This is a genomic window from Rhodoferax sp. (assembly GCF_039922535.1).
Lineage (GTDB): Bacteria > Pseudomonadota > Gammaproteobacteria > Burkholderiales > Burkholderiaceae_C > Rhodoferax_B.
Genome location: NZ_JBDTEM010000206.1, coordinates 1 through 22,165, shown reverse-complemented (window position 1 = coordinate 22,165; position 22,165 = coordinate 1). Strand labels below are relative to the sequence as shown.

Genomic DNA, 22,165 nt, shown 5'->3' with positions numbered 1-22,165 from the left:
CACCGGAAGAAGCCCAAGACAACGCATTGCCTTGACGATCAGTGATCGTGATGATTGTATTGTTAAATGATGCGTGCACGTGTGCGACACCGTCAGACACGTTCTTGCGAACTTTCTTACGTACGCGCTGCGATGCGTTGCTTTGTTGAGCTTTAGCCATAGTGATTTCTCAATCCCTTTATTTCTTCAATGAAGCCGCAGCCTTGCGCGGTCCCTTGCGGGTGCGTGCGTTGGTACGCGTACGCTGGCCACGCATCGGCAAACCACGACGGTGGCGGAAACCACGGTAGCAGCCGATGTCCATCAATCGCTTGATGTTCATCGTGGTTTCTCTACGCAAATCGCCTTCAATGGTAAAGAGAGCGATTTGGTCGCGGATCTTTTCCAGATCTGCATCGGTCAAGTCTTTGACCTTCTTGGAATATGCAATGTCGCAAGCTTCGCAAATCTTGCGAGCGCGCGTGCGACCGATGCCAAAAATAGCGGTTAAGCCGATTTCGGAATGCTTTTGCGGCGGAATGTTAATACCAGCGATACGTGCCATGTGCGTCCTCTAAAACTTTTCTATCAACCTTGACGCTGTTTGTGGCGCGGATCTGTACAGATCACACGAACCACGCCCTTGCGTCGGATGACTTTGCAGTTGCGGCAAATTTTCTTAACCGAAGCTGAAACTCTCATTTAATTCTCCTAAAACTCTGAATACCGTGCGATTGAATTCTCTGGAACAAAACACCAGAACCCATGACCAACTTTTAGCTTACCAATTACGCATTGGCAGAAGACTTGAAGTTAGCCTTTTTCAGCAATGACTCATACTGTTGAGACATCATGTAGTTTTGAACCTGGGCCATGAAATCCATGGTCACCACCACAATAATGAGCAGTGACGTTCCACCAAAATTAAATGGCACGTTGTATTTCAAGACCAATATTTCCGGGACCAAACACACAAACGTGATGTACACCGCACCTGCCAAAGTCAACCTCAACAATATCTTGTCGATATAGCGAGCGGTCTGTTCACCCGGACGAATACCAGGAATAAACGCACCACTCTTCTTCAGGTTGTCTGCTGTTTCGCGGCTATTGAATACCAGAGCCGTGTAGAAAAAGCAGAAGAACACAATGGCACTGGCGTAGAACAACACATAGACTGGCTGTCCTGGGCTCAACATACCTGCGACATCCTTCAACCAGCGCAACGATTCAGAAGCACTGAACCAATTCACGACCGTTGCAGGCAACAAAATAATCGATGAAGCAAAGATCGGAGGAATCACACCAGCCATGTTGAGTTTCAAAGGCAGATGCGAAGACTGTCCGCCGTATACCTTGTTACCCACCTGCCGCCGTGCGTAATTCACCAAGATTTTTCTTTGACCGCGCTCAACGAACACAACAAAGTAAGTAACCAAGGCAACCACTGCAACGATAAAGATTGATGCAATGATGCTCATAGCACCAGTACGCACCAACTCCAGCAAACCACCGATAGAACCCGGCAATCCAGCCGCAATACCAGCGAAGATCAAGATGGAGATTCCATTCCCCAAACCGCGCTCTGTAATTTGCTCACCCAACCACATCAAAAACATCGTTCCAGCGGTCAAACTTACGACAGCCGTCATACGGAAACCAAAACCTGGAGACAACACCAAACCTGGGGAGCTCTCCAAACCTGTAGCAATTACCAAAGACTGAAACAACGCAAGGCCCAAAGTGCCATAGCGGGTGTACTGGGTAATCTTGCGACGACCAGACTCACCTTCCTTCTTCATCTGCTCAAACATCGGGACCACATAACCCATCAATTGCATGATGATAGAGGCCGAGATGTAAGGCATGATGCCCAGGGCAAATACCGTAAACCGGGACAAAGCGCCACCAGAAAACATATTGAACAAACTCAATATACCGCCTTGTTGGCCTTTGAAAAGCTGCTGCAGTTGCGTTGCATCGATGCCGGGCACAGGAATATGCGCACCGACACGATAGACAACCAGCGCGAGCAGCAAAAACACCAAGCGACGACGCAGGTCGCCGAACTTACCCGTCTTTGCGATTTGAGCGCTAGTTGCCACCGAACGTTTCCTTCAACAAAAACTTAAGCCAGACTGCCACCGGCGGCTTCAATAGCCACCTTGGCTGCCGCCGTAGCACCAATACCTGTGAACTTGATAGCCTTGGTCAGTTCCCCAGTCTTGATCACCTTGATGACTTTAGCCATCTCAGCCACCAAGCCTGCTTGCTTCAGCGCCAAACCGTCTACTTCAGACAGGCCCAACTTTTCCAGCGCTTCCAGAGTGACTTCAGCGTTGTACTTCAGCAAATGCGATTTGAAACCACGCTTAGGCAAGCGGCGTTGCATAGGCATTTGACCGCCTTCAAAGCCGACCTTGTGATAACCACCTGCACGGGACTTTTGACCCTTGTGGCCACGACCAGAGGTCTTGCCCAGTCCAGAGCCGATGCCGCGACCAACGCGGCGCTTGGCGTGCTTTGCACCCGCTGCGGGCTTAATGCCATTGAGTTCCATCGTCAATCCTTAGATGATTTTGACCAGATAACTGATCTTGTTGATCATGCCGCGGACTTCGGGCGTGTCTTGCAGTTCGCTTACGCTGCGAATCTTGCGCAGACCCAAGCCACGAACGGTTGCACGGTGCGATTCCTTGGTACCAATCGGGCTGCGAACCAGCGTCACTTTGAGTGTTTGTTGCGTTGTCATTTAGATAACCTTGCTCAGACGAAGATTTCTTCGACGTTTTTGCCGCGCTTGGCAGCAATGTCCGAAGGAGTGGTCGAATTACGCAATGCATCCAAGGTGGCACGCACCATGTTGTATGGGTTTGACGAACCATGGCTCTTGGCCACGATATCGGTGATACCCATCACTTCAAACACTGCGCGCATAGGGCCGCCTGCAATGATGCCGGTACCCTTGGGGGCCGGTGCCATCATCACGTTGGCTGCGCCATGTTGGCCAGTCACTTTGTGGAAAACGGAACCGTTTTTCAGGGTGACTTTCACCATGTTGCGACGGGCTTCTTCCATCGCTTTTTGCACAGCAGCAGGCACTTCTTTTGACTTGCCCTTGCCCATGCCAACGCGACCTTCGCCATCACCCACCACGGTCAATGCTGCGAAACCAAGAATACGGCCACCCTTGACCACCTTGGTAACGCGGTTGACCGCGATCATCTTTTCACGCAGGCCGTCTTCAGGCCCTTCAGCCTTACCCTGCATTTTCCCTTGAACTTTAGCCATGATTTATTCCGATCTGCTTAGAACTGCAAGCCAGCTTCGCGGGCAGCATCGGCAAGCGCCTTGACGCGTCCGTGGTACGCAAAACCTGAGCGATCAAACGCTACTTTTTCAACACCAGCTGCCTTTGCTTTTTCAGCAATCAGCTTGCCAATGGCTTGTGCTGCGGTGGTGTTGCCACCCTTGCCAGCGCCGCCCAGCTCTTTGCGCACAGCCGCTTCGGCGGTGGATGCGCTGGCCAGGATCTTGGCACCGTCGCCAGAAATAACGCTGGCGTAGATGTGCAAGTTGGTACGGTTCACCGTCAGGCGTGCAACGCCTTGGGTTGCAATGCGGATGCGGGTTTGACGCGCACGGCGGAGACGCTGTTCTTTTTTGGTCAACATGTTGCGGCTCCTTATTTCTTCTTGGTTTCTTTGATCGTGATCTTCTCATCCGAATAGCGGATGCCCTTGCCCTTGTAAGGCTCGGGAGGACGGATCGCACGAATCTCAGCAGCTACTTGGCCCACACGTTGACGGTCCGCACCCTTGATCAGAATTTCTGTCGGGGTGGGGGTCGCAACGGTGATGCCAGCGGGCATATCGATATTGACGGGGTGGGAGTAACCCACGGCCAAGTTCAGCTTGGCACCTTGGGCGGCGGCTTTGTAGCCCACACCAACCAGGTTCAGCTTCTTCTCGAAACCCTTGGTCACACCGACAACCATGTTGTTCACCAACTGACGCATGGTGCCCGACATAGCATTGGCTTCACGAGACTCATTGGCGGGGACAAACGTGAGTTTGCCAGCGTCATTGGTCACGGTAACCAGCGCATTTTGGGTCAACGACAGCGAACCGCCGTTGCCCTTGACATTGATTTGGTCGTCCTTGATTGCCACATCCACACCAGCGGGGATAGCAACAGGCATTTTTCCTACGCGAGACATTTGCTATTTCTCCTGCTTAAGCGACGTAGCACAAGACTTCGCCACCGATACCGGTTGCGCGGGCTTTGCGGTCCGTCATCACGCCTTGCGGAGTGGTAACAATTGCCACACCCAAGCCATTCATGACTTGTGGAATGGCGCCGTGGCCTTTGTAAACACGCAGGCCAGGACGGCTAACGCGCTCAATACGTTCGATCACAGGGCGACCGGCGTAATATTTCAAGGTAATTTCGAGTTCGCTTTTGCCAGCTTCGGTTTTCACCTGGAAGCCATCAATGTAGCCTTCATCTTTCAAGACTTGGGCAATCGCGACCTTCACTTTGGATGAAGGAATCGATACAGTCGTTTTGGCCACCATTTGCGCGTTGCGGATGCGAGTCAGCAAGTCGGCGATGGGATCACTCATACTCATGTTTAGGTTCTCCTGCCTTACTTACCAGCTGGCCTTGACCATACCGGGGATATCGCCAGCAAAAGCCAGTTCGCGAATTTTTGCGCGAGCCAAGCCAAACTGACGGAATGTTCCACGAGGACGACCCGTGATGGCGCAACGGTTACGTTGACGCGTCGGGTTTGCATTGCGTGGAAGCTTTTGCAAAGCCAAGCGGGCCGCAGCACGCTCGTCGTCGGTCTTCTTGGCATCGGTCGAAATTGCTTTCAACTCTGCGTGTTTTGCTGCGTACTTGGCAACCAATTGGTCACGCTTGAGTTCACGCTGAATCAGAGCTTGTTTAGCCACACGTCACCTCAGTTCTTGAACGGAAAACGGAAGCCGGCGAGCAGTGCCTTGCACTCCTCGTCATTCTTGGCCGTTGTCGTGATGCTGATATTGAGACCGCGCAAGGCATCGACCTTGTCGTACTCGATTTCAGGGAAAATGATCTGCTCTTTCACGCCGATGTTGTAGTTACCACGGCCATCGAAAGCACGACCAGAGATACCACGGAAGTCACGTACACGGGGCAGAGCCACGGTGACAAAACGGTCCAGGAACTCAAACATCTGCACGCCGCGCAAGGTCACCATGCAACCGATTGCCTGGCCTTCACGGATTTTGAAACCCGCGATAGCCTTCTTGGCCTTGGTCACCACAGGACGTTGGCCTGCAATCTTGGTCAAGTCGGCAACGGCGTTGTCCATGACCTTCTTGTCAGATACCGCTTCGCTCACACCCATATTCAAAGTGATTTTGGTGAAGCGGGGAACCTGCATCGGCGAGGTGTAGCCAAACTTGGCCATCAGCTCGGGAGCGACTTTGTCGCGATAGAGTTGTTGTAGACGTGCCATGCTCATGCAACCTTGATTTCTTCGCCGCTAGACTTGTAAACGCGGGTGCGCTTGCCATCTGCCAGCAACTTGATTCCAACACGATCAGCCTTGCCAGTAGCCGCATTGAAAATGGCTACGTTGGACTGGTGAATGGGCATATTCTTTTCAATGATGCCGCCTGCCTCGCCCTTCATGGGATTAGGTTTAGCGTGCTTCTTGACCATATTGATGCCATCGACCAACAGGTACGAGTCATCTTTGCGCAGCGCCACGGTGCCGCGCTTGCCCTTGTCGCGCCCGGTGAGCACAACGACTTGGTCGCCTTTGCGAATTTTGTTCATGTTGCGTCCTTACAGAACTTCAGGAGCCAGGGACACGATCTTCATGAACTTTTCGGTACGCAATTCGCGCGTCACGGGTCCGAAGATGCGGGTGCCGATGGGCTCCAGCTTTGCGTTGAGCAACACTGCTGCGTTGCCGTCGAATTTGACCAGCGAACCGTCTGCACGACGGATGCCTTTGGCCGTGCGCACCACCACTGCACTGTAGATCTCGCCTTTTTTGACGCGACCACGTGGAGCGGCTTCTTTAATGCTCACTTTGATGACATCGCCAACGCTTGCATAGCGACGCTTGGACCCGCCCAGCACCTTGATGCAGAGAACGGATTTCGCGCCAGTATTGTCGGCAACATCTAACCGGGATTCAGTTTGGATCATGTCTATGTTTTCCCAACTTGCATCAGTTGAATCGGCTTATCACCGGCTCGCTTGATCAGTCTTGGGCCCGTCGTCCACGCTACAAACCACTCATAGCGCTTCCTTTGGGCAGAAGCATCGCTTTTTAGGAGCGAAGCCCACGATTATGCAGAGTATTTAAAGACACGTCAACACCCTGCCAAGAAAAACTACCCATTGCATCCATCACGTGCGGCCAAAACTGCAAAAACTGCCTCGGCAAAGCCCGCGCCCCGCTCTTTCAGGGTGATATAGCGGGGTTTGCACGCCAATTGCGACTCAAACCGTAGCACGTTAGCAACACCGATGCTGTTGGGCAAGGCTTCAAACATGCGCTGGTCGTTGGTGGAGTCACCCACATAGGCCCACAGGTCACGCTCTGCGGCCAAGTCTCGCCCCAACAAAGACTTGACGATCCAGCACGCACCAACCCATTTGTCGTGTCCACCAAACCAGCCGTTGATATGGATGGAGCTGACCGTGGCGTGCATGCCCTCAGATTGCAAAATAGCCGCCACCTGGGCGATCTTGTCGGGGGACAGCTGGGTAAATTCGCTGTGGTCGAAAGCGATATCGGTTTCACGCCCCGCAGAGTCTTCCGATAGCTTAGCCCCAGGCACTTCTGCCAGCACACGCTGCGCAACTTGCTGCATGCGCGCAAAGTTGGCTCGGCGTGTGGAGACATCCTGGATATACAGTTTTGATAGCTGCCCGCGCAGGTAGGGTATGCGCTGGAGGTCGATTTGGCTTAAATTTTGCAACGCCACAGCGCCATTTTCTGCCACGATTGCATCTACCGGCCAGGTGCATGCAAACGGCTCGCTCCAGCCGACTGGACGGCCAGTAATGGCTATGACCACCAAACCTGCCGCCTTCAGGTCCGCCAAGGCCTGCAGCGCGTCGGCGGTGATGGCACCGTCGGTCGTCAGGGTGTCGTCAATGTCGGTCAGCACGCCCACCAGCCCGCGCCGCGCCTCCAGCGGCCATTGCGCCAGGGGCTTCACGCAGGCAGGGTCAGATAAAGTTGTGCCAAAGCAACAAATGCATCGGCTTGGGGATTGGTACCGGTTTCTTCCTGCAGGATTTCCGCTACCGCCGGGGCCAAGGTGGCCGCCAACCGTGCATCCAAGAAAAGCAAGCGACTGCGCCGACCCAGCACATCCTCCACGGTGCGGGCATATTCAAAGCGCGCCGCAAAACGCACCATCCCCTCGGTGAGGCCGCCACCCAACCAGCGGTCGCCGCCAGGCAAGGCCTGCACGACGGGCTGCTCGGTACCGTAGGCGTGCAAGCCGGGTGCATCGCTGATCTTGGGACGCTGTGCGTCCATAGCCACCCCAGCCCCCACCAAACGCAAAGTAGACGTGGTGCCAGGCTTGCGCGGCTGCAGCAAATGCGCGTCGAAACATTTGTCCAGCACGTCCTCGGCCATAGCGCGGTAGGTAGTCCATTTGCCGCCGGTGACTGTGACGAGGCCACTTTTGCTGACCAGCACTGTGTGCTCGCGGCTGATGCCCTTGGTGTTGCCGCCATCGTCGTCCTGCGGCTTGACCAACGGACGCAAGCCGACCCAGACGCTTTTCACGTCGACCCGGGTAGGGGCACGGCTGAGATAGCGGGCGGATTCACTCAGGATGAACTCCACCTCTTCCTTGAACGGACGCGGCTCGCGGTCCAAATCGTGGCGCGGCGTGTCGGTGGTGCCCAGAATGACCTTGCCCAGCCACGGCACGGCAAACAGCACACGGCCATCGGCCGTTTTGGGCACCAACATGGCGTGGTCACCGGGTAAAAATTCGCGGTCCACCACGATGTGCACGCCTTGGCTAGGAGCCACCATGGGTTTAGCGGCCCGGCCCGTGGCTTCGCCATCTTGCTGGCGAAACGCATCCACCCAGACGCCCGTGGCATTCACCACGCAGCCTGAGTGCAGGGTGATCTTGGCACCGGTTTCTCGGTCTTCGCAGTGCACACCAGCAACTTTTCCGTCTTCGTGCAACAGGCCCGTAGCGGCGCAGTAATTGACCACCACCGCACCATGGGCGGCGGCGGTACGGGCCAGCACCAGGGCCAGCCGCGCATCGTCGAACTGGCCATCCCAGTACTTCACCCCGCCCTTGAGGCCCTGGGCCTGGACCGTGGGCAGGTATTGCAAGGTTTTATTGCGCCCCAAAAATTCTGTGGGACCCAGGCCGGCCTTGCCCGCCAAAGCGTCGTACATCTTCAAACCAATGCCGTAAAACGGCGTATCCAGCAGCTTGTACGAGGGCATCACAAAGGCCAGTGGCTGGGCCAGATGTGGCGCGTTGTGCAGCAGCGTGGTGCGCTCGTGCAGCGCCTCGCGCACCAGGGCGATGTTGCCCTGGGCCAGATAACGAACGCCGCCGTGCACCAGTTTGGTCGCCCGCGACGAGGTCCCTTTGGCAAAGTCGTGTGACTCGACCAGGGCCACGCTGAATCCTCGCGCAGCTGCATCCAGCGCCACGCCCAAGCCGGTTGCGCCGCCACCAATCACCACCACATCAAAACGGGCAGGGGCGGTCAGTTGCGCCATCAACGCAGAACGCAGAGTAGCCAGGGGTGGGGATGCGAGTGTCATAACCTAAATTTCACCAATCAAACAAACCCACCAAGCGCGAAGCATGCCGGGCTCAAAAAAAAGCCGCGTGCACAGAGTCCACGCGGCGAGACGCATAAAGCTTATGGCATCTGTGTTAACACACTAGGCTTCATGCCCTGGGTGCAGAGCATCCCAAGGCATGAAAGTGCTTGCACGTTAACGGACTTTGCCATTCTTCCAAGCGTTTAGCAGCGTGTCGTAGGCAATCGTTTCACCCTTGGGCTTCTCGTTCGCCAGCTTCTTCCATGGGGCATGGGCATCACTCAGGTACTTGTTCGGGTCGCCCTTGGGGGTCAGCTTGGGGGCGCAATGGGCCATGCCAGCACGTTCGAGGCGGGACATCACGTTGTCCATCTCGTCGGCCAGGTTGTCCATGGCTTTTTGCGGCGTCTTCTCACCCGTCACGGCCTCGGCCACGTTTTTCCACCACAGCTGCGCCAGCTTGGGGTAGTCAGGCACGTTGGTCCCGGTTGGGGTCCAGGCCACGCGGGCTGGGCTGCGGTAGAACTCGATCAAACCACCATACTTATTAGCGTTTTGCGTGAAGTAGTCGGCGCGGATGTCGCTGTCGCGGATGAAGGTTAAACCGGTGATGGACTTCTTCAACGACACGGTCTTGCTAGTCACAAACTGCGCATACAGCCAAGCAGCCGCCACTTTGTTGGCATCGTGGTCCTTGAAGAAGGTCCACGAACCCACATCCTGGTAGCCGTTTTGCATGCCGGGCTTCCAGTACGGGCCGTTCGGGCCGGGGGCCATGCGCCATTTAGGGGTGCCGTCAGCGTTCACCACGGGCAGGCCGGGCTTGACCATGTCCGCGGTAAATGCGGTGTACCAGAATATCTGCTGGGCAATCTGGCCTTGCGCAGGCACGGGGCCAGACTCACCGAAAGTCATGCCCATGGCTTCTTTGGGCGCGAACTTCTTCATCCAGTCGATGTACTTGGTCAAGGCGTACACAGCCGCAGGCGAATTGGTAGCGCCGCCGCGGGACACCGATGCGCCGACCGGCGTGCACTTGTCATCGGCCACCTTGATGCCCCATTCGTCGATGGGCATACCGTTGGGAATGCCAATATCGGCCGCACCAGCCATGGACAGCCAGGCATCGGTGAAACGCCAGCCCAGGGACGGGTCTTTTTTGCCGTAATCCATGTGGCCATAAATAGGCTTGCCGTCGATGGTCTTTACGTCTTCACTGAAGAACGCGGCGATGTCTTCGTAGGCGCTCCAGTTCAGCGGCACACCCAGGTCGTAGCCATATTTGGCTTTGAACTTGTCTTTCAGGTCCTGGCGCGCGAACAGGTCGGCACGGAACCAGTACAGGTTGGCAAACTGCTGGTCGGGCAGTTGGTACATCTTCTTATCGGGCGCCGTGGTGAAGCTGGTGCCGATGAAGTCTTTCAGGTCCAGATCAGGGTCGGTAAATTCTTTACCCGCGCCGACCATGTAGTCCGTCAAAGACAAAATCTTGCCGTAGCGGTAGTGCGTGCCGATCAGGTCCGAATCCGAAATCCAGCCGTCGTAAATTGACTTGCCCGACTGCATGGAGGTCTGCAGCTTTTCAACCACATCGCCCTCTTGGATCACGTCGTGCTTGACCTTGATACCGGTGATTTCTTCAAACGCCTTGGCCAAGGTTTTCGACTCGTATTCATGGGTCGTCAGGGTCTCGGACACCACCGAAATCTCCTTCACGCCTTTGGCTTGCAGCTTCTTTGCGGCTTCAATGAACCACTTCATCTCAGCCGCTTGCTTGTCCTTACTCAAGGTGGAAGGCTGGAACTCGCTGTCGATCCACTTCTTGGCCGCCGCCTCGTCGGCGAACGCATGGCCAGTCAGCGCGCAAGCCGCTGCAATAGCCAGTATGGAATAACGCATCTTCATGTCTCGTCTCCTCATTGGTGTACCCCCATTTCGACAAAAGGCTTGCTCGGCTCTGGGGGAAATAAAAGCCGAATCCTGGAAACTCTTTGCTTAACCTTTGCGCATCACCAGCGCCAAGACCGCCATGGACACCACGAAGCTGATCCAGATCGACGGATCACCGTCCAGTTGGAACCACTCGGCAAACTTGCCACTCAGCCCGACAAACGCCAGATTCACATAGGCTGCGCTCAGCAAGCCAATGAACAGGCGGTCTCCCCGCGTGGTTTCGATTGGCAAAAAACCGCGTCGTAGCGTCGTGGGGGATTTGATCTCCCACACCGTCATGCCCGCCAGCATCAACGCGATACAAATAAAGAACACTGCGACCGGCAAGGTCCAAGCCATCCACTCAAACATACCTATCTCCTAGACACGGCCCATCGCAAAACCTTTTGCGATGTAGTTGCGTACAAACCAGATCACGATGGCCCCTGGAACAATGGTCAAGACACCGGCTGCCGCCAGCGTGGCCCAGTCCATGCCAGACGCCGACACAGTGCGCGTCATGGTGGCCACAATCGGCTTGGCATTTACGCTGGTCAGCGTGCGCGCCAGCAGCAGTTCCACCCAGCTAAACATGAAGCAGAAGAAAGCCGCCACGCCCACCCCGGCCTTGATCAGTGGCAAGAAGATAGTGAGAAAAAAGCGCGGAAAGGTATAGCCGTCGATGTAGGCCGTCTCGTCGATCTCCCGCGGAATACCGCTCATGAAGCCTTCCAGAATCCACACCGCCAGCGGTACGCTGAACAGCAAATGCGCCAGCGCCACGGCCAGGTGCGTGTCCATCAGGCCCACCGTGGTGTAGAGCTGAAAAAACGGCAGCAAAAACACCGCAGGCGGGGTCATCCGGTTGGTCAACAACCAGAAAAACACATGCTTGTCGCCCAGGAAGCTGTAGCGTGAAAACGCATACGCAGCAGGTAGGGACACGGTGAGGGTGATCACCATGTTCATGCTGACGTAGATCAGGCTATTGATGTAGCCCGAGTACCACGATGGATCGGTCAGGATAGTGTGGTAGTTGTCCCAGGTGAAATGCTGGGGAAACAACGAAAAGCTGGCCACAATTTCCTGATTGGTCTTGAACGACATGTTGACCATCCAATAGATGGGCAGCAACGCGAAAACGATGTAGGCGAACAAAAACAGAGTTCGCTTCTGGAACTTAGGCTTAGACATCTGACCCCCATGCGATGCACTTCGTGTAATCGCAGCCCCCCAAGGGGGTGCGAGCTTGTTTGGGACGGCCCTGCACTGCGCTCATTGGCCGCCTTCTTTTTCTTGGGTGCCCACGCGCTGCATCCAGTTGTAGAGGATGAAGCACAGCAGCAGGATGATGAGGAAATAGATCAGCGAGAAAGCCGCAGCCGGACCCAGGTCAAACTGGCCTACAGCTTTCTGCGTTAAATACTGCGACAAAAAGGTGGTCGCATTGCCCGGCCCACCGCCGGTCAACACAAACGGCTCGGTGTAGATCATGAAGCTATCCATGAAGCGGAGCAGCACGCCAATCATCAGCACGCCGCGCATCTTCGGCAACTGGATGTAGCGAAACACGGCGAACTTGCTGGCCCCGTCAATACGCGCCGCCTGGTAATACGCATCGGGAATGGAACGCAAACCCGCATAGCCCAACAAGGCCACCAACGGCGTCCAGTGCCACACATCCATCACCAGCACCGTCAACCAGGCGTGGGCGGCGTTGCCGGTGTAGCTGTAGTCAATGCCCAGCCACTGCAGCGTCGCGCCCAGCAGCCCAATGTCCGAGCGGCCAAAAATCTGCCAGATCGTGCCCACCACATTCCAGGGAATCAACAGCGACAGCGACACGATCACCAGCACCACCGAAGCCTTCCAACCATCGGCCGGCATAGCCAAGGCCAGCAGAATGCCCAGCGGCAGCTCCACCGCCAGCACCGACAGCGAGAACGTCAATTGGCGCAACAGCGCGGAGTGCAGCTCTTCATCGCGCATCACCGCCACAAACCACTCGGTGCCCACAAACACGCGGCGCTCGGGCGAAATGATGTCTTGCACCGAATAGTTCACCACCGTCATCAGTGGAACGATGGCAGAAAACGCCACGCAGATCAGCACCGGCAGAATCAAGAACCAGGCCTTCTGGTTCACCGGTTTGGTGGTAGTGCTCATGCCACAATTTCCTCGTTTTGGTAAAAACAGGTGTGCTCGCCCAGCACCTGCAACCAGACCACCTCGCCCACGGCGGGTAGTTGGACTTCCGGGCTGAGCCGGGCCTTAAGCGTCTGGCCCTCCACGGTGGCGGTCAGCATCACATGGGTGCCCACGTCCTGAATCTTGGACACGGTGCACAGCAGCGCGCCAGGGGTGGCGGGAAGCGCCAACGCAACATACTCGGGCCGCACGCCCAGCTTGAGCGCACCGGCGGGCAAGGCACGGGGCAACAGCCATTGCGCACCGGCAACCTTTAGCGCATCGCCTGTAGCCTGTGCGGGCAAAAAGTTCATACCCGGCGAGCCGATGAAGTTGCCCACAAAAGTGTGGCTGGGGCGCTCAAACAAGGCATCGGCAGAGCCGACTTGCACGGCACGGCCGCGCGTCATCACCACCACCTGCTCGGCAAAGGTCAGCGCCTCCACCTGGTCGTGCGTCACGTAAATCAACGTCAGCTTGAGTTCGCGGTGGATCTGCTTGAGCTTGCGGCGCAACTGCCATTTCAAGTGCGGGTCGATGACGGTCAGCGGCTCATCAAACAAAACGGCCGACACATCCGGCCGCACCAAGCCGCGGCCCAGCGAAATCTTCTGCTTGGCATCCGCCGCCAGATTCGCTGCGCGCTGGTTCAGTTGGCCGCTCATCTCCAGCATCTCGGCAATCTCACCCACGCGCTTGTCGATCTGCGCCTGCGGCACTTTGCGGTTGCGCAGCGGGAAGGCCAGGTTCTCAGCCACCGTCATGGTGTCGTAGATCACCGGGAACTGGAACACCTGGGCGATGTTGCGCTCTTGCGGCGATGCGCGGGTCACGTCCTTGCCGTCAAACAGCACCGTGCCTTGCGATGGCGCCAGCAGGCCAGACATGATGTTCAGCATGGTGGTTTTGCCGCAGCCCGAGGGGCCCAGCAGGGCATAGGCCCCGCCGTCATTGAAGGTCATCTTCAACGGCAGCAGCGCGTAGTCACTGTCTTGCGTGGGGTTGGCGCGGTAGGCGTGCGCCAGATCGAGTTCAATGCGGGCCATTAAATGCGTCCCCCTACTTTCACATTCCGCAAGGGAGCCAGCAGCAATGCACCCTGCCCGTCAAACACGTAAGTCTGGGTGGCGTGGAAGTACAAAGTCAAAGCCGTGCCCAATTCAAAATAATGCACACCCGTGAGCTGGGCGACCAGCTCGCCGATGGGCGTGGCGACGTGGACAAAGGTGTCAGAGCCCGAAATCTCGGCCAGCTCGACGTGCCCGTTCAAAGCCACATCGCCAGGACGGGCCTGCACCCGCAGCGCACTGGCCCGCAGGCCCACCGTCAGGCTCCCAGCCACGGTGGGCGGCAAAGCCAGCGCCAGCAGCGGCCCAGCCTGCAGCTGCACGCCACCTGCAGCGGTGTGTCCAGCCACCAGATTCATCGGTGGATCGCTGAAAGCCCGGGCCACGCGCAGCGACTTCGGCTGGTGGAACACCTCGGCGGTAGGGCCGTACTGCAGCAGCTCACCGGCATCCATCACCGCGGTGTAGCCACCCAGCAGCAGGGCTTCGCCCGGCTCGGTGGTGGCGTAGACCACAGTGGATTCACCGGCAGCAAACAGCGAACTCAGCTCGTCGCGCAACTCTTCGCGCAGCTTGTAATCCAGGTTGACCAGCGGCTCGTCCAGCAGCATCAGCGGCGCGGCTTTGGCCAGGGCGCGGGCCAAAGCCACGCGCTGCTGTTGCCCGCCCGACAACTCTGCGGGAAAGCGGTCTAGAAACATTTCAATGTGCAGCTTTTCGGCCAGTTCACGGACACGCAGGTCCATGTTCTTCTCACCACGCAGCTTGAGCGGCGAGGCGATGTTGTCGCGCACCTTGAGCGAGGGGTAATTGATGAATTGTTGGTAGACCATGGCGACATTGCGCTCACGCACCGGCTGGCCTGTCACATCCACACCGTCTACCTTGACCCGGCCATGGGTGGGTACATCCAGGCCGGCCATGATGCGCATCAGGCTGGTCTTGCCCGCCTGGGTGGCACCTAGCAGCACGGTGACCGCGCCAGGCTGGGGGGCGATACCCATCTCGTACAGCCACGTCTGCGCCCCCACCTTTTTGCTGATGCCTTCTAAGCTCAACTGCATCACGTTCCTTTACTGAAATTTACGTAAATCTTCGAATTTGATAATTATTGTTCGTTTACGTTTCTTTTTTCTCAGTAACAACCCTTGGTTGGTTCCTTGTCTTTCGTTTTAAAGTCACCGTCACGACATCACCCTAAAACGAACATTTGTGAACCCCAACCCCCGACAACTGCTGCTGCTGCAAGCCGTGCAAGCCCAAGGTTCCCTCACCGTGGACCAACTGGCAGACAAACTGGGCGTGACCCTGCAAACCGTGCGCCGCGACGTGCAGCGCATGGCCGACGACGGCCTGCTCACCCGCTTCCACGGCGGCGTGCGCGTACCCAGTTCGACGATTGAGAACATCGCCCACCCACAGCGCGAAAACCTGCACGCCGAAGGCAAGGCCCGCATCGCCCGCGCAGTGGCGGCCGAGGTGCCCAACGACTGCTCGCTGATCCTCAACATCGGCACCACCACCGAGGCCATTGCCAAGGCCTTGATGCAGCACAAGGGCCTGCGCGTCATCACCAACAACCTGAACGTGGCCACCATCCTCAGCACCAACCCGCAGTGCGAGGTGATCATTGCCGGTGGTGTGGTGCGCGGGCGCGACCGTGGCGTGGTCGGCGAGGCTGCTATCGATTTCATACGCCAGTTCAAGGTAGACATTGCGCTGATCGGCATTTCGGCCATAGAAATGGACGGCACGTTGCGCGACTTTGACTACCGCGAAGTCAAGGTCTCGCAGGCCATCATTCGCCATGCACGCGAGGTCTGGCTGGCCGCCGACAGCAGCAAATTCAACCGCCCGGCCATGGTCGAAGTGGCCAGTCTGACGCAGATTGACCGGCTGTTCACCGATGCCCCGACCCTCGACCCCTTTACTTCCCTGCTGCGCGACGCCCAAGTCCGCTGCCATATCGCAACCCATCCTGCGACCCAACCATGACCTACCTACTCGCCCTCGACCAGGGCACCTCCAGCTCCCGCAGCATCGTCTTCCACGCCGACGGCCACATCGTCAGCCAATCCCAGCTCGAACTGCCGCAAATCTTTCCGCAGCCCGGCTGGGTTGAGCACGACCCGATGGAAATCTGGCGCACCCAGCTCAGCACCGCCCGCGAAGCCCTGGCCAAAGCCAAGCTGCAGGCCAAGGACATCCGCGCGGTGGGCATCACCAACCAGCGCGAAACCACGGTCGTGTGGAACCGCGCCACCGGCCAGCCCATCCACCACGCCATCGTCTGGCAAGACCGGCGTGCCGAACCCACCTGCGTGCAACTGCGCGCGGATGGCATGGCCGACGTGATACAGCGCAAGACCGGCCTGCTGGTGGATGCCTACTTTTCAGGCACCAAGCTCAAATGGCTGCTAGACCACGTGCCCAACGCCCGCGCCCAGGCCGAGCGCGGGGAGCTGGCGTTTGGCACCATCGACAGCTGGCTGATGTGGCAGCTCACCGAAGGCCAGGTGCACGCCACCGATGTCAGCAATGCATCGCGCACCATGCTGTTCAACGTGCACAGCAACCAGTGGGATGCCGAGCTGCTGGCCATGCTGGACATCCCACCCAGCCTGATGCCCACAGTGAAGCCCAGCAGCGCCATCTACGGCGAAGTCAGCCCCGCCCTGCTGGGCCATGCCATTCCCATCGGCGGTGTGGCGGGCGACCAGCAAAGCGCGCTGTTCGGCCAGGCCTGCTTCAAGGCGGGTATGGCCAAGAACACCTACGGCACCGGCTGCTTCATGCTGATGCACACCGGCAACACCTTCCAAACCTCGCACAACGGCCTGCTCACCACCAGTGCCGCCCAGCCTTCGGCGCAGCCCGAATACGCCATCGAAGGCAGCGTGTTTGTGGGCGGTGCGGTGGTGCAGTGGCTGCGCGACGGGCTCAAAGCCATTCCCAGCAGCAGCGAGGTGCAAAGCCTGGCCCAAAGCGTGCCCGACTCCGGCGGCGTGATGTTCGTGCCTGCCTTTACCGGCCTGGGCGCGCCCTACTGGAAGCCCGAGGCGCGCGGCAGCATCACCGGCCTGAGCCGTGGCACCACCCTGGCCCACATCGCCCGCGCCGCGCTAGAGAGCATCGCTTACCAGAGCGCCGCCCTGCTGCTGGCCATGGGACGCGACGCGGTGCAGGCCGGCGGCATGCCCGTGGCCGAGCTGCGGGTGGACGGCGGCGCCTGTGTGAACGACCTGCTGATGCAGTTCCAGGCCGATCTGCTGGGTATCCCGGTGATACGCCCTGCCGTCACCGAAACCACCGCCCTGGGCGCGGCCTATCTGGCCGGGCTGGCGGTGGGCGTGTACCGCAACACCGATGAATTGGCTGCGCTGTGGCGGGCCGAGCGGCGCTTCTTGCCCACCCTGGGCACGCAACGTGCTACAGAATTAATGGCCCGCTGGGAGCATGCGGTGCGGCAAACCGTATTGGAATAACCCAACGTTCGTCAAAAAAAGACAGTAGAGGGTTTACCCTAGGAAAACGTTTGCGCGACCATAGGGTTAACCCTATAATTCACTCCAACGTCAACCCGATGTCTAGGAGTAAACACCATGTCCACCAATACCCTGCAACTGACCCGCGCCAACCATGCCCCCGTCAGTTCTGCCCTGCAAGAACTCTTCACCGCCGCCACCAACCTGGTCGCCGCCGTATCCGCCACGCTGTTCAAAACCGCTGAGCCCCGCGCCCTGACGGTGTTTGAAGAAGCCGAACAAGTCCGCAAGATGGCCGAAGCCTACGCCGACAGCGACCGTGGCTTTGCCGCCGACCTGTTCGCCGCTGCCGACCGCCACGAAATGGCTAACCGCAAGTAAGGGGCCCATCCCCCAAAAAAGGAGGCTTGCCTCCTTTTTTTCCTTGCTACTTTTTTAGTAGCTACTCGTGCTAGAGGGATAAGCACGAGAGGCACTTTTTCTATATATCCACCGCACCACCGGCACCTGCGTGCCCATGGCGGTGGTGGATGTCTGGAAAGTGCGCGTGGCTGTGCTGTAGCGGTGCATGCGGGTGCGGGTGGGTGTGCGGCTCCACGCCGTCCCACGCAAAGTCGTGTGCATGCTGGTGGTGCGCGTCGTGCCGGTGCCGGTGGGCGTGCGCCAAGGGCCCATGGGTGTGCGCATGCGCATGGTGCTCGGTCAAGTGCAGCCACACGCCCGCCGCCATCAAGGCCGCAGCCGCCCAGAACGCCCCGGTCGTGGGTTCGCCAAAAACCAGCACCGCAATAGCCGCCCCCACAAATGGCGCAACCGAGAAGTACGCGCCGGTGCGTGCCGCCCCCAAGCCACGCAGGGCCAGCACAAACAGCACCAGACTCAGCCCGTAGCCCACAAAACCAATCCCCAAGGCCGAGGCCACGACCGCCCCGCTGGGCCATGCCGCACCCAGCGCCCAGCCCAGCCCGGTATTGACAACACCCGCCACCAGCCCTTTGCAAGCGGCCACCCACACCGCGTCCGAGGCGGACACCTTGCGGGTTAGGTTGTTGTCGATGGCCCAGGCCAGGCAGGCACCCAGCAGCGCCAGCGGCCCCCATCCCAGCACTGCCGCACTGCGGTCCGACCACGCCAGCACCGCCCCACCCGCCACGATCAGCAGCATGCCCAGCACGATGCGGCGGTCGGCGTTTTCGCGGAACACCCACCATGCCAATAGCGCCGTCAGCACGGCTTCAAAGTTCAGCAGCAGTGAAGCACTCGCCGCGGTGGTGTGCGCCAGCCCCAGCATCAACAGCAAGGGCCCCAGCACCCCGCCAAACCCAATGGCACCGGCCATCCACGGCCATTCGGCACGCGGCAGGCCTGCGGGCTTCCAGCCCCGGTCGCGCACCAGCCGCAGCAGCGACAGGCCCAGGCCGCTGCCCAGGTACAGCAAGCCCGCCAGCACAAACGGCGACACCGCGCCATCGCCCATGATTTGCTTGGCCAGCGGCGTGCTGGCACCAAACAAAATGGCCGCGCCCAGGGCGGGCACAGCGGCTCGGTGCAAGAACGTGTTCATGGCCTTAAAACTCCATGGTTAGCCTAAATGGGTGTGGCGCTCGGGCTTGGCTTCCAGCTCCATCGCCGCCAGCCCTTGCAAAATACCGCAGGCATCCACCGCCTGCTCAGAACCACAGCGCTCGCGCAGGGCCACGAGTTGCAGCTTCAGCTGCGCCAGCTCCCGAATCCGCTCGTCCACATGGGCGATGTGCTGGTCAAACACGGCGTTGACCGCGCTGCAATCGTCTGCCGGTCCATCGGCCAGGGCCAGCAGGGAGTGGATTTCGGCATGGCTCATGTCCAGCGCCCGGCAGTTGCGGATTAGCCGCAGCCGCTCCACGTGCGCCGGGCCGTACACCCGGAAGTTGCCTGCCGTGCGGGCGGGCGCAGACAACAGCCCTTCCTTCTCGTAATAACGCACGGTCTCCACCGTGCACTGGGCCACCTGCGCCAATTCGCCAATCTTCATAGGGTTTTCCCAAAATAGCAGTTGACTCTATAGTAGCTTCAGGTTGCCTAATGGGCGCAATCCGTATCCAACAAAGCCCTATGTCCGACCACACCCACCACCACGAACATTCGCACACCCATGGCCATGAGCACGGTGACGACCATAGCGAGGCCGCCTGTTGCGGTAGCCATGCCGAGCCCGTGCTGGCCCCCCTCTCTGCGCCGGTAACCGACGGCAGTGCCGTGCAAACCCCCATCCGCATCCTGCAGATGGACTGCCCCACCGAAGAAGCGCTGCTGCGCGGCAAGCTGGGCGGCATGGCCGGGGTGGCGGGGCTGGAATTCAACCTGATGCAGCGCGTACTCACCGTCACCCATGCGCCTGAGGCCATCGAGCCCATTCTGGCCGCGGTGCGCTCGCTGGGCTACACGCCCGAGCTGGCAAAGGGCAGTGCGCCCCCTACGCCCGAGCCCGCCAAACCCTGGTCGCCGTTGATTTTGGCCGGGGTGGCCGCCCTTGCGTCCGAGGCGGCGCACTTTGCCGCCCTGCCCACCTGGGTGCCTGCACTGCTGGCGCTGATGGCCATCGCCACCTGCGGCTTGACCACTTACAAAAAAGGCTGGGTGGCCCTGCGCAACCGCAACCTGAACATCAACGCGCTGATGAGCATTGCCGTCACCGGCGCAGTGCTGCTGGGCCAGTGGCCCGAGGCAGCCATGGTGATGGTGCTGTTCACCCTGGCCGAGCGTATTGAGGCCCTGTCGCTAGACCGCGCCCGCAACGCCATCCAGGGCCTGCTGCAACTGGCCCCCGAGCGCGCCACCGTGCAGCAAGCCGATGGCAGCTGGCTGGCCGTCGAGGCCAAAACCGTCACGCTGCAGGCCCGCGTGCGCATCCAGCCCGGCGAGCGCCTGGCGCTGGACGGCCGCATCACCAGCGGCCGCTCCACCATCGACCAGGCCGCCATCACCGGCGAGAGTCTGCCGGTGGAAAAAACCGTGGGCGACAGCGTCTTTGCCGGCACGGTCAACGCCGCCGGTTCGTTCGAATACGAGGTGACGGCGCTGGCAGGCGACAGCACGCTGGCCCGCATCATCCACGCCGTGGAAGCCGCCCAAGGTGCCCGCGCGCCCACCCAGCGCTTCGTGGACCAGTTTGCCAAGGTCTATACCCCGGTGGTCTTCGCCCTCGCCGTGCTGGTGGCCGTGCTGCCGCCGCTGCTGGCGGGTGGCGACTGGTACGCCTGGGTCTACAAAGCCCTGGTGCTGCTGGTGATTGCCTGCCCCTGCGCGCTGGTGATCTCCACCCCGGTCACCATCGTCAGCGGCCTGGCCGCAGCGGCGCGCCAAGGCATCCTAGTGAAAGGCGGCGTGTTCCTGGAGCAGGGCCGCAAGCTGCGCTGGCTGGCGCTGGACAAAACCGGCACCCTGACCCACGGCAAACCCGTGCAGACCGACTTTGCCGTACTCGACGGCAGCGCAGAAGACGCAGCCCGCAGCATCGCCGCCAGCCTGGCCAGCCGCTCCGACCACCCCGTGTCCCGCGCGGTGGCCAACGCCGCACAGGGGGACGGCGTAGCCCTGCGCGAAGTGGACAACTTTGAAGCCCTGCCGGGCCGCGGCACGCAAGGCGACATCGACGGCCAGCGCTACTTGCTGGGCAACCACCGCCTGATCCACGAGCAAGGCCTGTGCTCCGACGCGCTGGAGGTCCGTTTGGCCGCGCTGGAAAGCCAGGGCAAAACCGTGGTGCTGCTGGCCCACGAAAAGCAGGTCATAGCGCTGTTCGCCGTAGCCGATACGGTCAAAGACAGCAGCCGCCAGGCCATCCAGGAGCTGCAGGCGCTGGGCATCCAGACCGTGATGCTCACAGGCGACAACCCCCACACCGCCCAGGCGATTGCCACCCAGGTCGGCATCACCGAAGCCCACGGCGACCTGCTGCCCGAAGACAAGCTGAAGTTCGTGGAGGGCAAGATCAGCGCCGATGCCGCCGTAGGCATGGTCGGCGACGGCATCAACGACGCCCCCGCCCTGGCCCGCGCCGACATCGGCTTCGCCATGGGCGCCGCCGGCAGCGGCACCGCCATTGAAACTGCCGACGTGGCCCTGATGGACGACGACCTGCGCAAGCTGCCCCGCTTCATCCGCCTGTCGCGCGCCACCCACACGCTGCTGGTACAAAACATAGCTCTGGCGCTGGGCATCAAAGCCGTGTTTTTGGTGCTGACACTGATGGGCTCAGGCACCATGTGGATGGCCGTATTTGCCGACGTGGGGGCGAGTTTGCTGGTAGTGGGAAATGGGTTGCGTTTGCTACGGTTTAAATAGCTGCTAGCGCAGATACTACTTGCGCTAGTGACACTTTTTATATGTAACCCAGGATGACGCGACTACGGACCGTAGCCCAGTGGGGTCAGACCATCCATGCGCGCCAAAAGCCAAGGTCAGCGCGGCACGCCAACCGCATGCGTGCTCTGACCCCGCTGGGCGGTTTAACGCCCCAAAGACGTGCCCACCCCACACAGCCCATAATGCACAGAATTCTGTACACCTTTAAATCCCGGAGGCTGCCATGGCGTTCTCAGTCAACGACGTAATCCCCTTATCCCAGGCCCGCGCCACGCTGTCCGATCTGGCCGACCAAGTGCAGAGCGGCACCGAAAAAATTATCACCAAAAACGGCCAAAGCT

Annotated in this window: 29 protein-coding genes; 5 read left to right on the top strand and 24 right to left on the bottom strand. The window is 59.3% G+C overall.

Features of this window, described 5'->3' with window-relative positions; translation table 11 throughout:
- From rpsK to ABI213_RS09790, 22 genes are all read right to left on the bottom strand, one after another.
- Positions 1-160, bottom strand: a 160-nt coding sequence (rpsK, locus tag ABI213_RS09895; protein ID WP_348026903.1) for a 30S ribosomal protein S11, incomplete at its 3' end; no start/stop codon positions are given.
- Between the two features lie 18 nt (positions 161-178).
- Positions 179-544 (bottom strand): 30S ribosomal protein S13, encoded by a 366-nt coding sequence (gene rpsM, locus ABI213_RS09890; protein WP_295959417.1) that lies wholly within the window; start codon positions 542-544, stop codon positions 179-181.
- A 23-nt stretch (positions 545-567) separates the two neighbouring features.
- Positions 568-681, bottom strand: a complete 114-nt coding sequence (rpmJ, locus tag ABI213_RS09885) for a 50S ribosomal protein L36 (protein WP_028820150.1) — start codon at positions 679-681, stop codon at positions 568-570.
- 86 nt (positions 682-767) lie between these two features.
- Positions 768-2,084 carry a preprotein translocase subunit SecY gene (gene secY / locus ABI213_RS09880; protein ID WP_295959414.1) on the bottom strand — a complete coding sequence of 439 codons (1,317 nt, stop codon included), beginning with the start codon at positions 2,082-2,084 and terminating at the stop codon, positions 768-770.
- Positions 2,085-2,107: 23 nt separating this feature from the next.
- On the bottom strand, positions 2,108-2,539 hold the full coding sequence (gene rplO, locus ABI213_RS09875; protein ID WP_315226759.1) for a 50S ribosomal protein L15: 432 nt from the start codon (positions 2,537-2,539) through the stop codon (positions 2,108-2,110).
- A gap of 9 nt (positions 2,540-2,548) precedes the next feature.
- A complete protein-coding gene (rpmD, locus tag ABI213_RS09870; RefSeq protein ID WP_092757618.1) occupies positions 2,549-2,731 on the bottom strand; it encodes a 50S ribosomal protein L30 in 183 nt (60 codons plus the stop codon).
- A gap of 14 nt (positions 2,732-2,745) precedes the next feature.
- Entirely contained in the window at positions 2,746-3,270 is a 525-nt protein-coding gene (rpsE, locus tag ABI213_RS09865) for a 30S ribosomal protein S5 (protein WP_092757617.1), read from the bottom strand.
- Positions 3,271-3,287: 17 nt separating this feature from the next.
- Positions 3,288-3,653: a 50S ribosomal protein L18 gene (gene rplR / locus ABI213_RS09860; protein ID WP_295959407.1), complete on the bottom strand. Its 366-nt coding sequence runs from the start codon at positions 3,651-3,653 to the stop codon at positions 3,288-3,290.
- 11 nt (positions 3,654-3,664) lie between these two features.
- The gene (rplF, locus tag ABI213_RS09855; RefSeq protein WP_348026896.1) at positions 3,665-4,198 is read right to left on the bottom strand and encodes a 50S ribosomal protein L6; all 534 of its coding nucleotides are present in this window, start codon (positions 4,196-4,198) and stop codon (positions 3,665-3,667) included.
- A gap of 16 nt (positions 4,199-4,214) precedes the next feature.
- On the bottom strand, positions 4,215-4,610 hold the full coding sequence (rpsH, locus tag ABI213_RS09850) for a 30S ribosomal protein S8 (RefSeq protein ID WP_295959402.1): 396 nt from the start codon (positions 4,608-4,610) through the stop codon (positions 4,215-4,217).
- A gap of 21 nt (positions 4,611-4,631) precedes the next feature.
- Entirely contained in the window at positions 4,632-4,937 is a 306-nt protein-coding gene (rpsN, locus tag ABI213_RS09845) for a 30S ribosomal protein S14 (protein WP_295959399.1), read from the bottom strand.
- Between the two features lie 8 nt (positions 4,938-4,945).
- Positions 4,946-5,485, bottom strand: a complete 540-nt coding sequence (gene rplE / locus ABI213_RS09840) for a 50S ribosomal protein L5 (RefSeq protein ID WP_315192382.1) — start codon at positions 5,483-5,485, stop codon at positions 4,946-4,948.
- Positions 5,486-5,487: 2 nt separating this feature from the next.
- The gene (rplX, locus tag ABI213_RS09835; protein WP_295959393.1) at positions 5,488-5,808 is read right to left on the bottom strand and encodes a 50S ribosomal protein L24; all 321 of its coding nucleotides are present in this window, start codon (positions 5,806-5,808) and stop codon (positions 5,488-5,490) included.
- Between the two features lie 9 nt (positions 5,809-5,817).
- Entirely contained in the window at positions 5,818-6,186 is a 369-nt protein-coding gene (gene rplN / locus ABI213_RS09830; protein ID WP_068674584.1) for a 50S ribosomal protein L14, read from the bottom strand.
- A gap of 188 nt (positions 6,187-6,374) precedes the next feature.
- Positions 6,375-7,208 carry an HAD-IIB family hydrolase gene (locus tag ABI213_RS09825; protein WP_348007224.1) on the bottom strand — a complete coding sequence of 278 codons (834 nt, stop codon included), beginning with the start codon at positions 7,206-7,208 and terminating at the stop codon, positions 6,375-6,377.
- Positions 7,205-8,803, bottom strand: a complete 1,599-nt coding sequence (locus ABI213_RS09820) for a glycerol-3-phosphate dehydrogenase/oxidase (protein WP_348007223.1) — start codon at positions 8,801-8,803, stop codon at positions 7,205-7,207. Before ABI213_RS09820 ends, ABI213_RS09825 begins: the two co-directional genes overlap by 4 nt.
- Before the next feature lie 177 nt (positions 8,804-8,980).
- Positions 8,981-10,711: an ABC transporter substrate-binding protein gene (locus tag ABI213_RS09815; protein ID WP_348007222.1), complete on the bottom strand. Its 1,731-nt coding sequence runs from the start codon at positions 10,709-10,711 to the stop codon at positions 8,981-8,983.
- Between the two features lie 90 nt (positions 10,712-10,801).
- Positions 10,802-11,110 carry a DUF2160 domain-containing protein gene (locus ABI213_RS09810; RefSeq protein WP_348007221.1) on the bottom strand — a complete coding sequence of 103 codons (309 nt, stop codon included), beginning with the start codon at positions 11,108-11,110 and terminating at the stop codon, positions 10,802-10,804.
- A 9-nt stretch (positions 11,111-11,119) separates the two neighbouring features.
- Positions 11,120-11,932, bottom strand: a complete 813-nt coding sequence (locus tag ABI213_RS09805) for a carbohydrate ABC transporter permease (protein WP_348007220.1) — start codon at positions 11,930-11,932, stop codon at positions 11,120-11,122.
- An 81-nt stretch (positions 11,933-12,013) separates the two neighbouring features.
- A complete protein-coding gene (locus ABI213_RS09800) occupies positions 12,014-12,904 on the bottom strand; it encodes a sugar ABC transporter permease (protein WP_348007219.1) in 891 nt (296 codons plus the stop codon).
- Positions 12,901-13,971, bottom strand: coding sequence for an ABC transporter ATP-binding protein (locus ABI213_RS09795; RefSeq protein ID WP_348007218.1), 1,071 nt, complete (start codon positions 13,969-13,971; stop codon positions 12,901-12,903). The genes ABI213_RS09800 and ABI213_RS09795 overlap by 4 nt, the downstream gene beginning before the upstream one ends.
- Complete coding sequence (locus tag ABI213_RS09790; protein WP_348007217.1) at positions 13,971-15,056, bottom strand: ABC transporter ATP-binding protein; 1,086 nt, start codon at positions 15,054-15,056, stop codon at positions 13,971-13,973. Before ABI213_RS09790 ends, ABI213_RS09795 begins: the two co-directional genes overlap by 1 nt.
- 148 nt (positions 15,057-15,204) lie before the next feature.
- Here ABI213_RS09790 and ABI213_RS09785 point away from each other — a divergent pair, with 148 nt between their 5' ends.
- The 3 genes from ABI213_RS09785 to ABI213_RS09775 all read left to right on the top strand — a co-directional run bounded on the left by ABI213_RS09785 (position 15,205) and on the right by ABI213_RS09775 (position 17,858).
- Positions 15,205-15,987, top strand: coding sequence for a DeoR/GlpR family DNA-binding transcription regulator (locus ABI213_RS09785; protein WP_348007216.1), 783 nt, complete (start codon positions 15,205-15,207; stop codon positions 15,985-15,987).
- Positions 15,984-17,477 carry a glycerol kinase GlpK gene (glpK, locus tag ABI213_RS09780; RefSeq protein ID WP_348007215.1) on the top strand — a complete coding sequence of 498 codons (1,494 nt, stop codon included), beginning with the start codon at positions 15,984-15,986 and terminating at the stop codon, positions 17,475-17,477. The genes ABI213_RS09785 and glpK overlap by 4 nt, the downstream gene beginning before the upstream one ends.
- 117 nt (positions 17,478-17,594) lie before the next feature.
- Positions 17,595-17,858, top strand: coding sequence for a hypothetical protein (locus ABI213_RS09775; protein ID WP_348007214.1), 264 nt, complete (start codon positions 17,595-17,597; stop codon positions 17,856-17,858).
- 100 nt (positions 17,859-17,958) lie between these two features.
- On the opposite strand, the gene ABI213_RS09770 is transcribed toward ABI213_RS09775, so the two are convergent.
- A complete protein-coding gene (locus ABI213_RS09770; RefSeq protein WP_348007213.1) occupies positions 17,959-19,041 on the bottom strand; it encodes a DMT family transporter in 1,083 nt (360 codons plus the stop codon).
- An 18-nt stretch (positions 19,042-19,059) separates the two neighbouring features.
- The gene (gene cadR / locus ABI213_RS09765) at positions 19,060-19,491 is read right to left on the bottom strand and encodes a Cd(II)/Pb(II)-responsive transcriptional regulator (protein ID WP_348007212.1); all 432 of its coding nucleotides are present in this window, start codon (positions 19,489-19,491) and stop codon (positions 19,060-19,062) included.
- Between the two features lie 80 nt (positions 19,492-19,571).
- Between cadR and ABI213_RS09760 the strand changes: the two genes are divergently transcribed.
- Both ABI213_RS09760 and ABI213_RS09755 read left to right on the top strand, forming a co-directional pair.
- Positions 19,572-21,803 (top strand): heavy metal translocating P-type ATPase, encoded by a 2,232-nt coding sequence (locus ABI213_RS09760; RefSeq protein ID WP_348026892.1) that lies wholly within the window; start codon positions 19,572-19,574, stop codon positions 21,801-21,803.
- Between the two features lie 244 nt (positions 21,804-22,047).
- Positions 22,048-22,165: type II toxin-antitoxin system prevent-host-death family antitoxin (locus tag ABI213_RS09755; protein WP_348026901.1), on the top strand; the 118-nt coding region annotated here is incomplete at its 3' end.

Excerpts from the sequence above, each read along its gene's own strand:
- rplX (WP_295959393.1), bottom strand. The coding sequence starts at position 5,808 with ATGAACAAAATTCGCAAAGGCGACCAAGTCGTTGTGCTCACCGGGCGC.
- ABI213_RS09760 (WP_348026892.1), top strand. The coding sequence starts at position 19,572 with ATGTCCGACCACACCCACCACCACGAACATTCGCACACCCATGGCCAT.
- rpsM (WP_295959417.1), bottom strand. The coding sequence starts at position 544 with ATGGCACGTATCGCTGGTATTAACATTCCGCCGCAAAAGCATTCCGAA.
- ABI213_RS09775 (WP_348007214.1), top strand. The coding sequence starts at position 17,595 with ATGTCCACCAATACCCTGCAACTGACCCGCGCCAACCATGCCCCCGTC.
- ABI213_RS09790 (WP_348007217.1), bottom strand. The coding sequence starts at position 15,056 with ATGCAGTTGAGCTTAGAAGGCATCAGCAAAAAGGTGGGGGCGCAGACG.
- ABI213_RS09820 (WP_348007223.1), bottom strand. The coding sequence starts at position 8,803 with ATGACACTCGCATCCCCACCCCTGGCTACTCTGCGTTCTGCGTTGATG.
- rpsE (WP_092757617.1), bottom strand. The coding sequence starts at position 3,270 with ATGGCTAAAGTTCAAGGGAAAATGCAGGGTAAGGCTGAAGGGCCTGAA.
- ABI213_RS09815 (WP_348007222.1), bottom strand. The coding sequence starts at position 10,711 with ATGAAGATGCGTTATTCCATACTGGCTATTGCAGCGGCTTGCGCGCTG.
- rplE (WP_315192382.1), bottom strand. The coding sequence starts at position 5,485 with ATGGCACGTCTACAACAACTCTATCGCGACAAAGTCGCTCCCGAGCTG.
- rpsH (WP_295959402.1), bottom strand. The coding sequence starts at position 4,610 with ATGAGTATGAGTGATCCCATCGCCGACTTGCTGACTCGCATCCGCAAC.
- cadR (WP_348007212.1), bottom strand. The coding sequence starts at position 19,491 with ATGAAGATTGGCGAATTGGCGCAGGTGGCCCAGTGCACGGTGGAGACC.
- ABI213_RS09805 (WP_348007220.1), bottom strand. The coding sequence starts at position 11,932 with ATGTCTAAGCCTAAGTTCCAGAAGCGAACTCTGTTTTTGTTCGCCTAC.
- rplN (WP_068674584.1), bottom strand. The coding sequence starts at position 6,186 with ATGATCCAAACTGAATCCCGGTTAGATGTTGCCGACAATACTGGCGCG.
- glpK (WP_348007215.1), top strand. The coding sequence starts at position 15,984 with ATGACCTACCTACTCGCCCTCGACCAGGGCACCTCCAGCTCCCGCAGC.
- rplO (WP_315226759.1), bottom strand. The coding sequence starts at position 2,539 with ATGGAACTCAATGGCATTAAGCCCGCAGCGGGTGCAAAGCACGCCAAG.
- ABI213_RS09810 (WP_348007221.1), bottom strand. The coding sequence starts at position 11,110 with ATGTTTGAGTGGATGGCTTGGACCTTGCCGGTCGCAGTGTTCTTTATT.
- ABI213_RS09795 (WP_348007218.1), bottom strand. The coding sequence starts at position 13,971 with ATGGCCCGCATTGAACTCGATCTGGCGCACGCCTACCGCGCCAACCCC.
- rpmJ (WP_028820150.1), bottom strand. The coding sequence starts at position 681 with ATGAGAGTTTCAGCTTCGGTTAAGAAAATTTGCCGCAACTGCAAAGTC.
- ABI213_RS09800 (WP_348007219.1), bottom strand. The coding sequence starts at position 12,904 with ATGAGCACTACCACCAAACCGGTGAACCAGAAGGCCTGGTTCTTGATT.
- ABI213_RS09770 (WP_348007213.1), bottom strand. The coding sequence starts at position 19,041 with ATGAACACGTTCTTGCACCGAGCCGCTGTGCCCGCCCTGGGCGCGGCC.
- rpmD (WP_092757618.1), bottom strand. The coding sequence starts at position 2,731 with ATGACAACGCAACAAACACTCAAAGTGACGCTGGTTCGCAGCCCGATT.
- rplF (WP_348026896.1), bottom strand. The coding sequence starts at position 4,198 with ATGTCTCGCGTAGGAAAAATGCCTGTTGCTATCCCCGCTGGTGTGGAT.
- rplR (WP_295959407.1), bottom strand. The coding sequence starts at position 3,653 with ATGTTGACCAAAAAAGAACAGCGTCTCCGCCGTGCGCGTCAAACCCGC.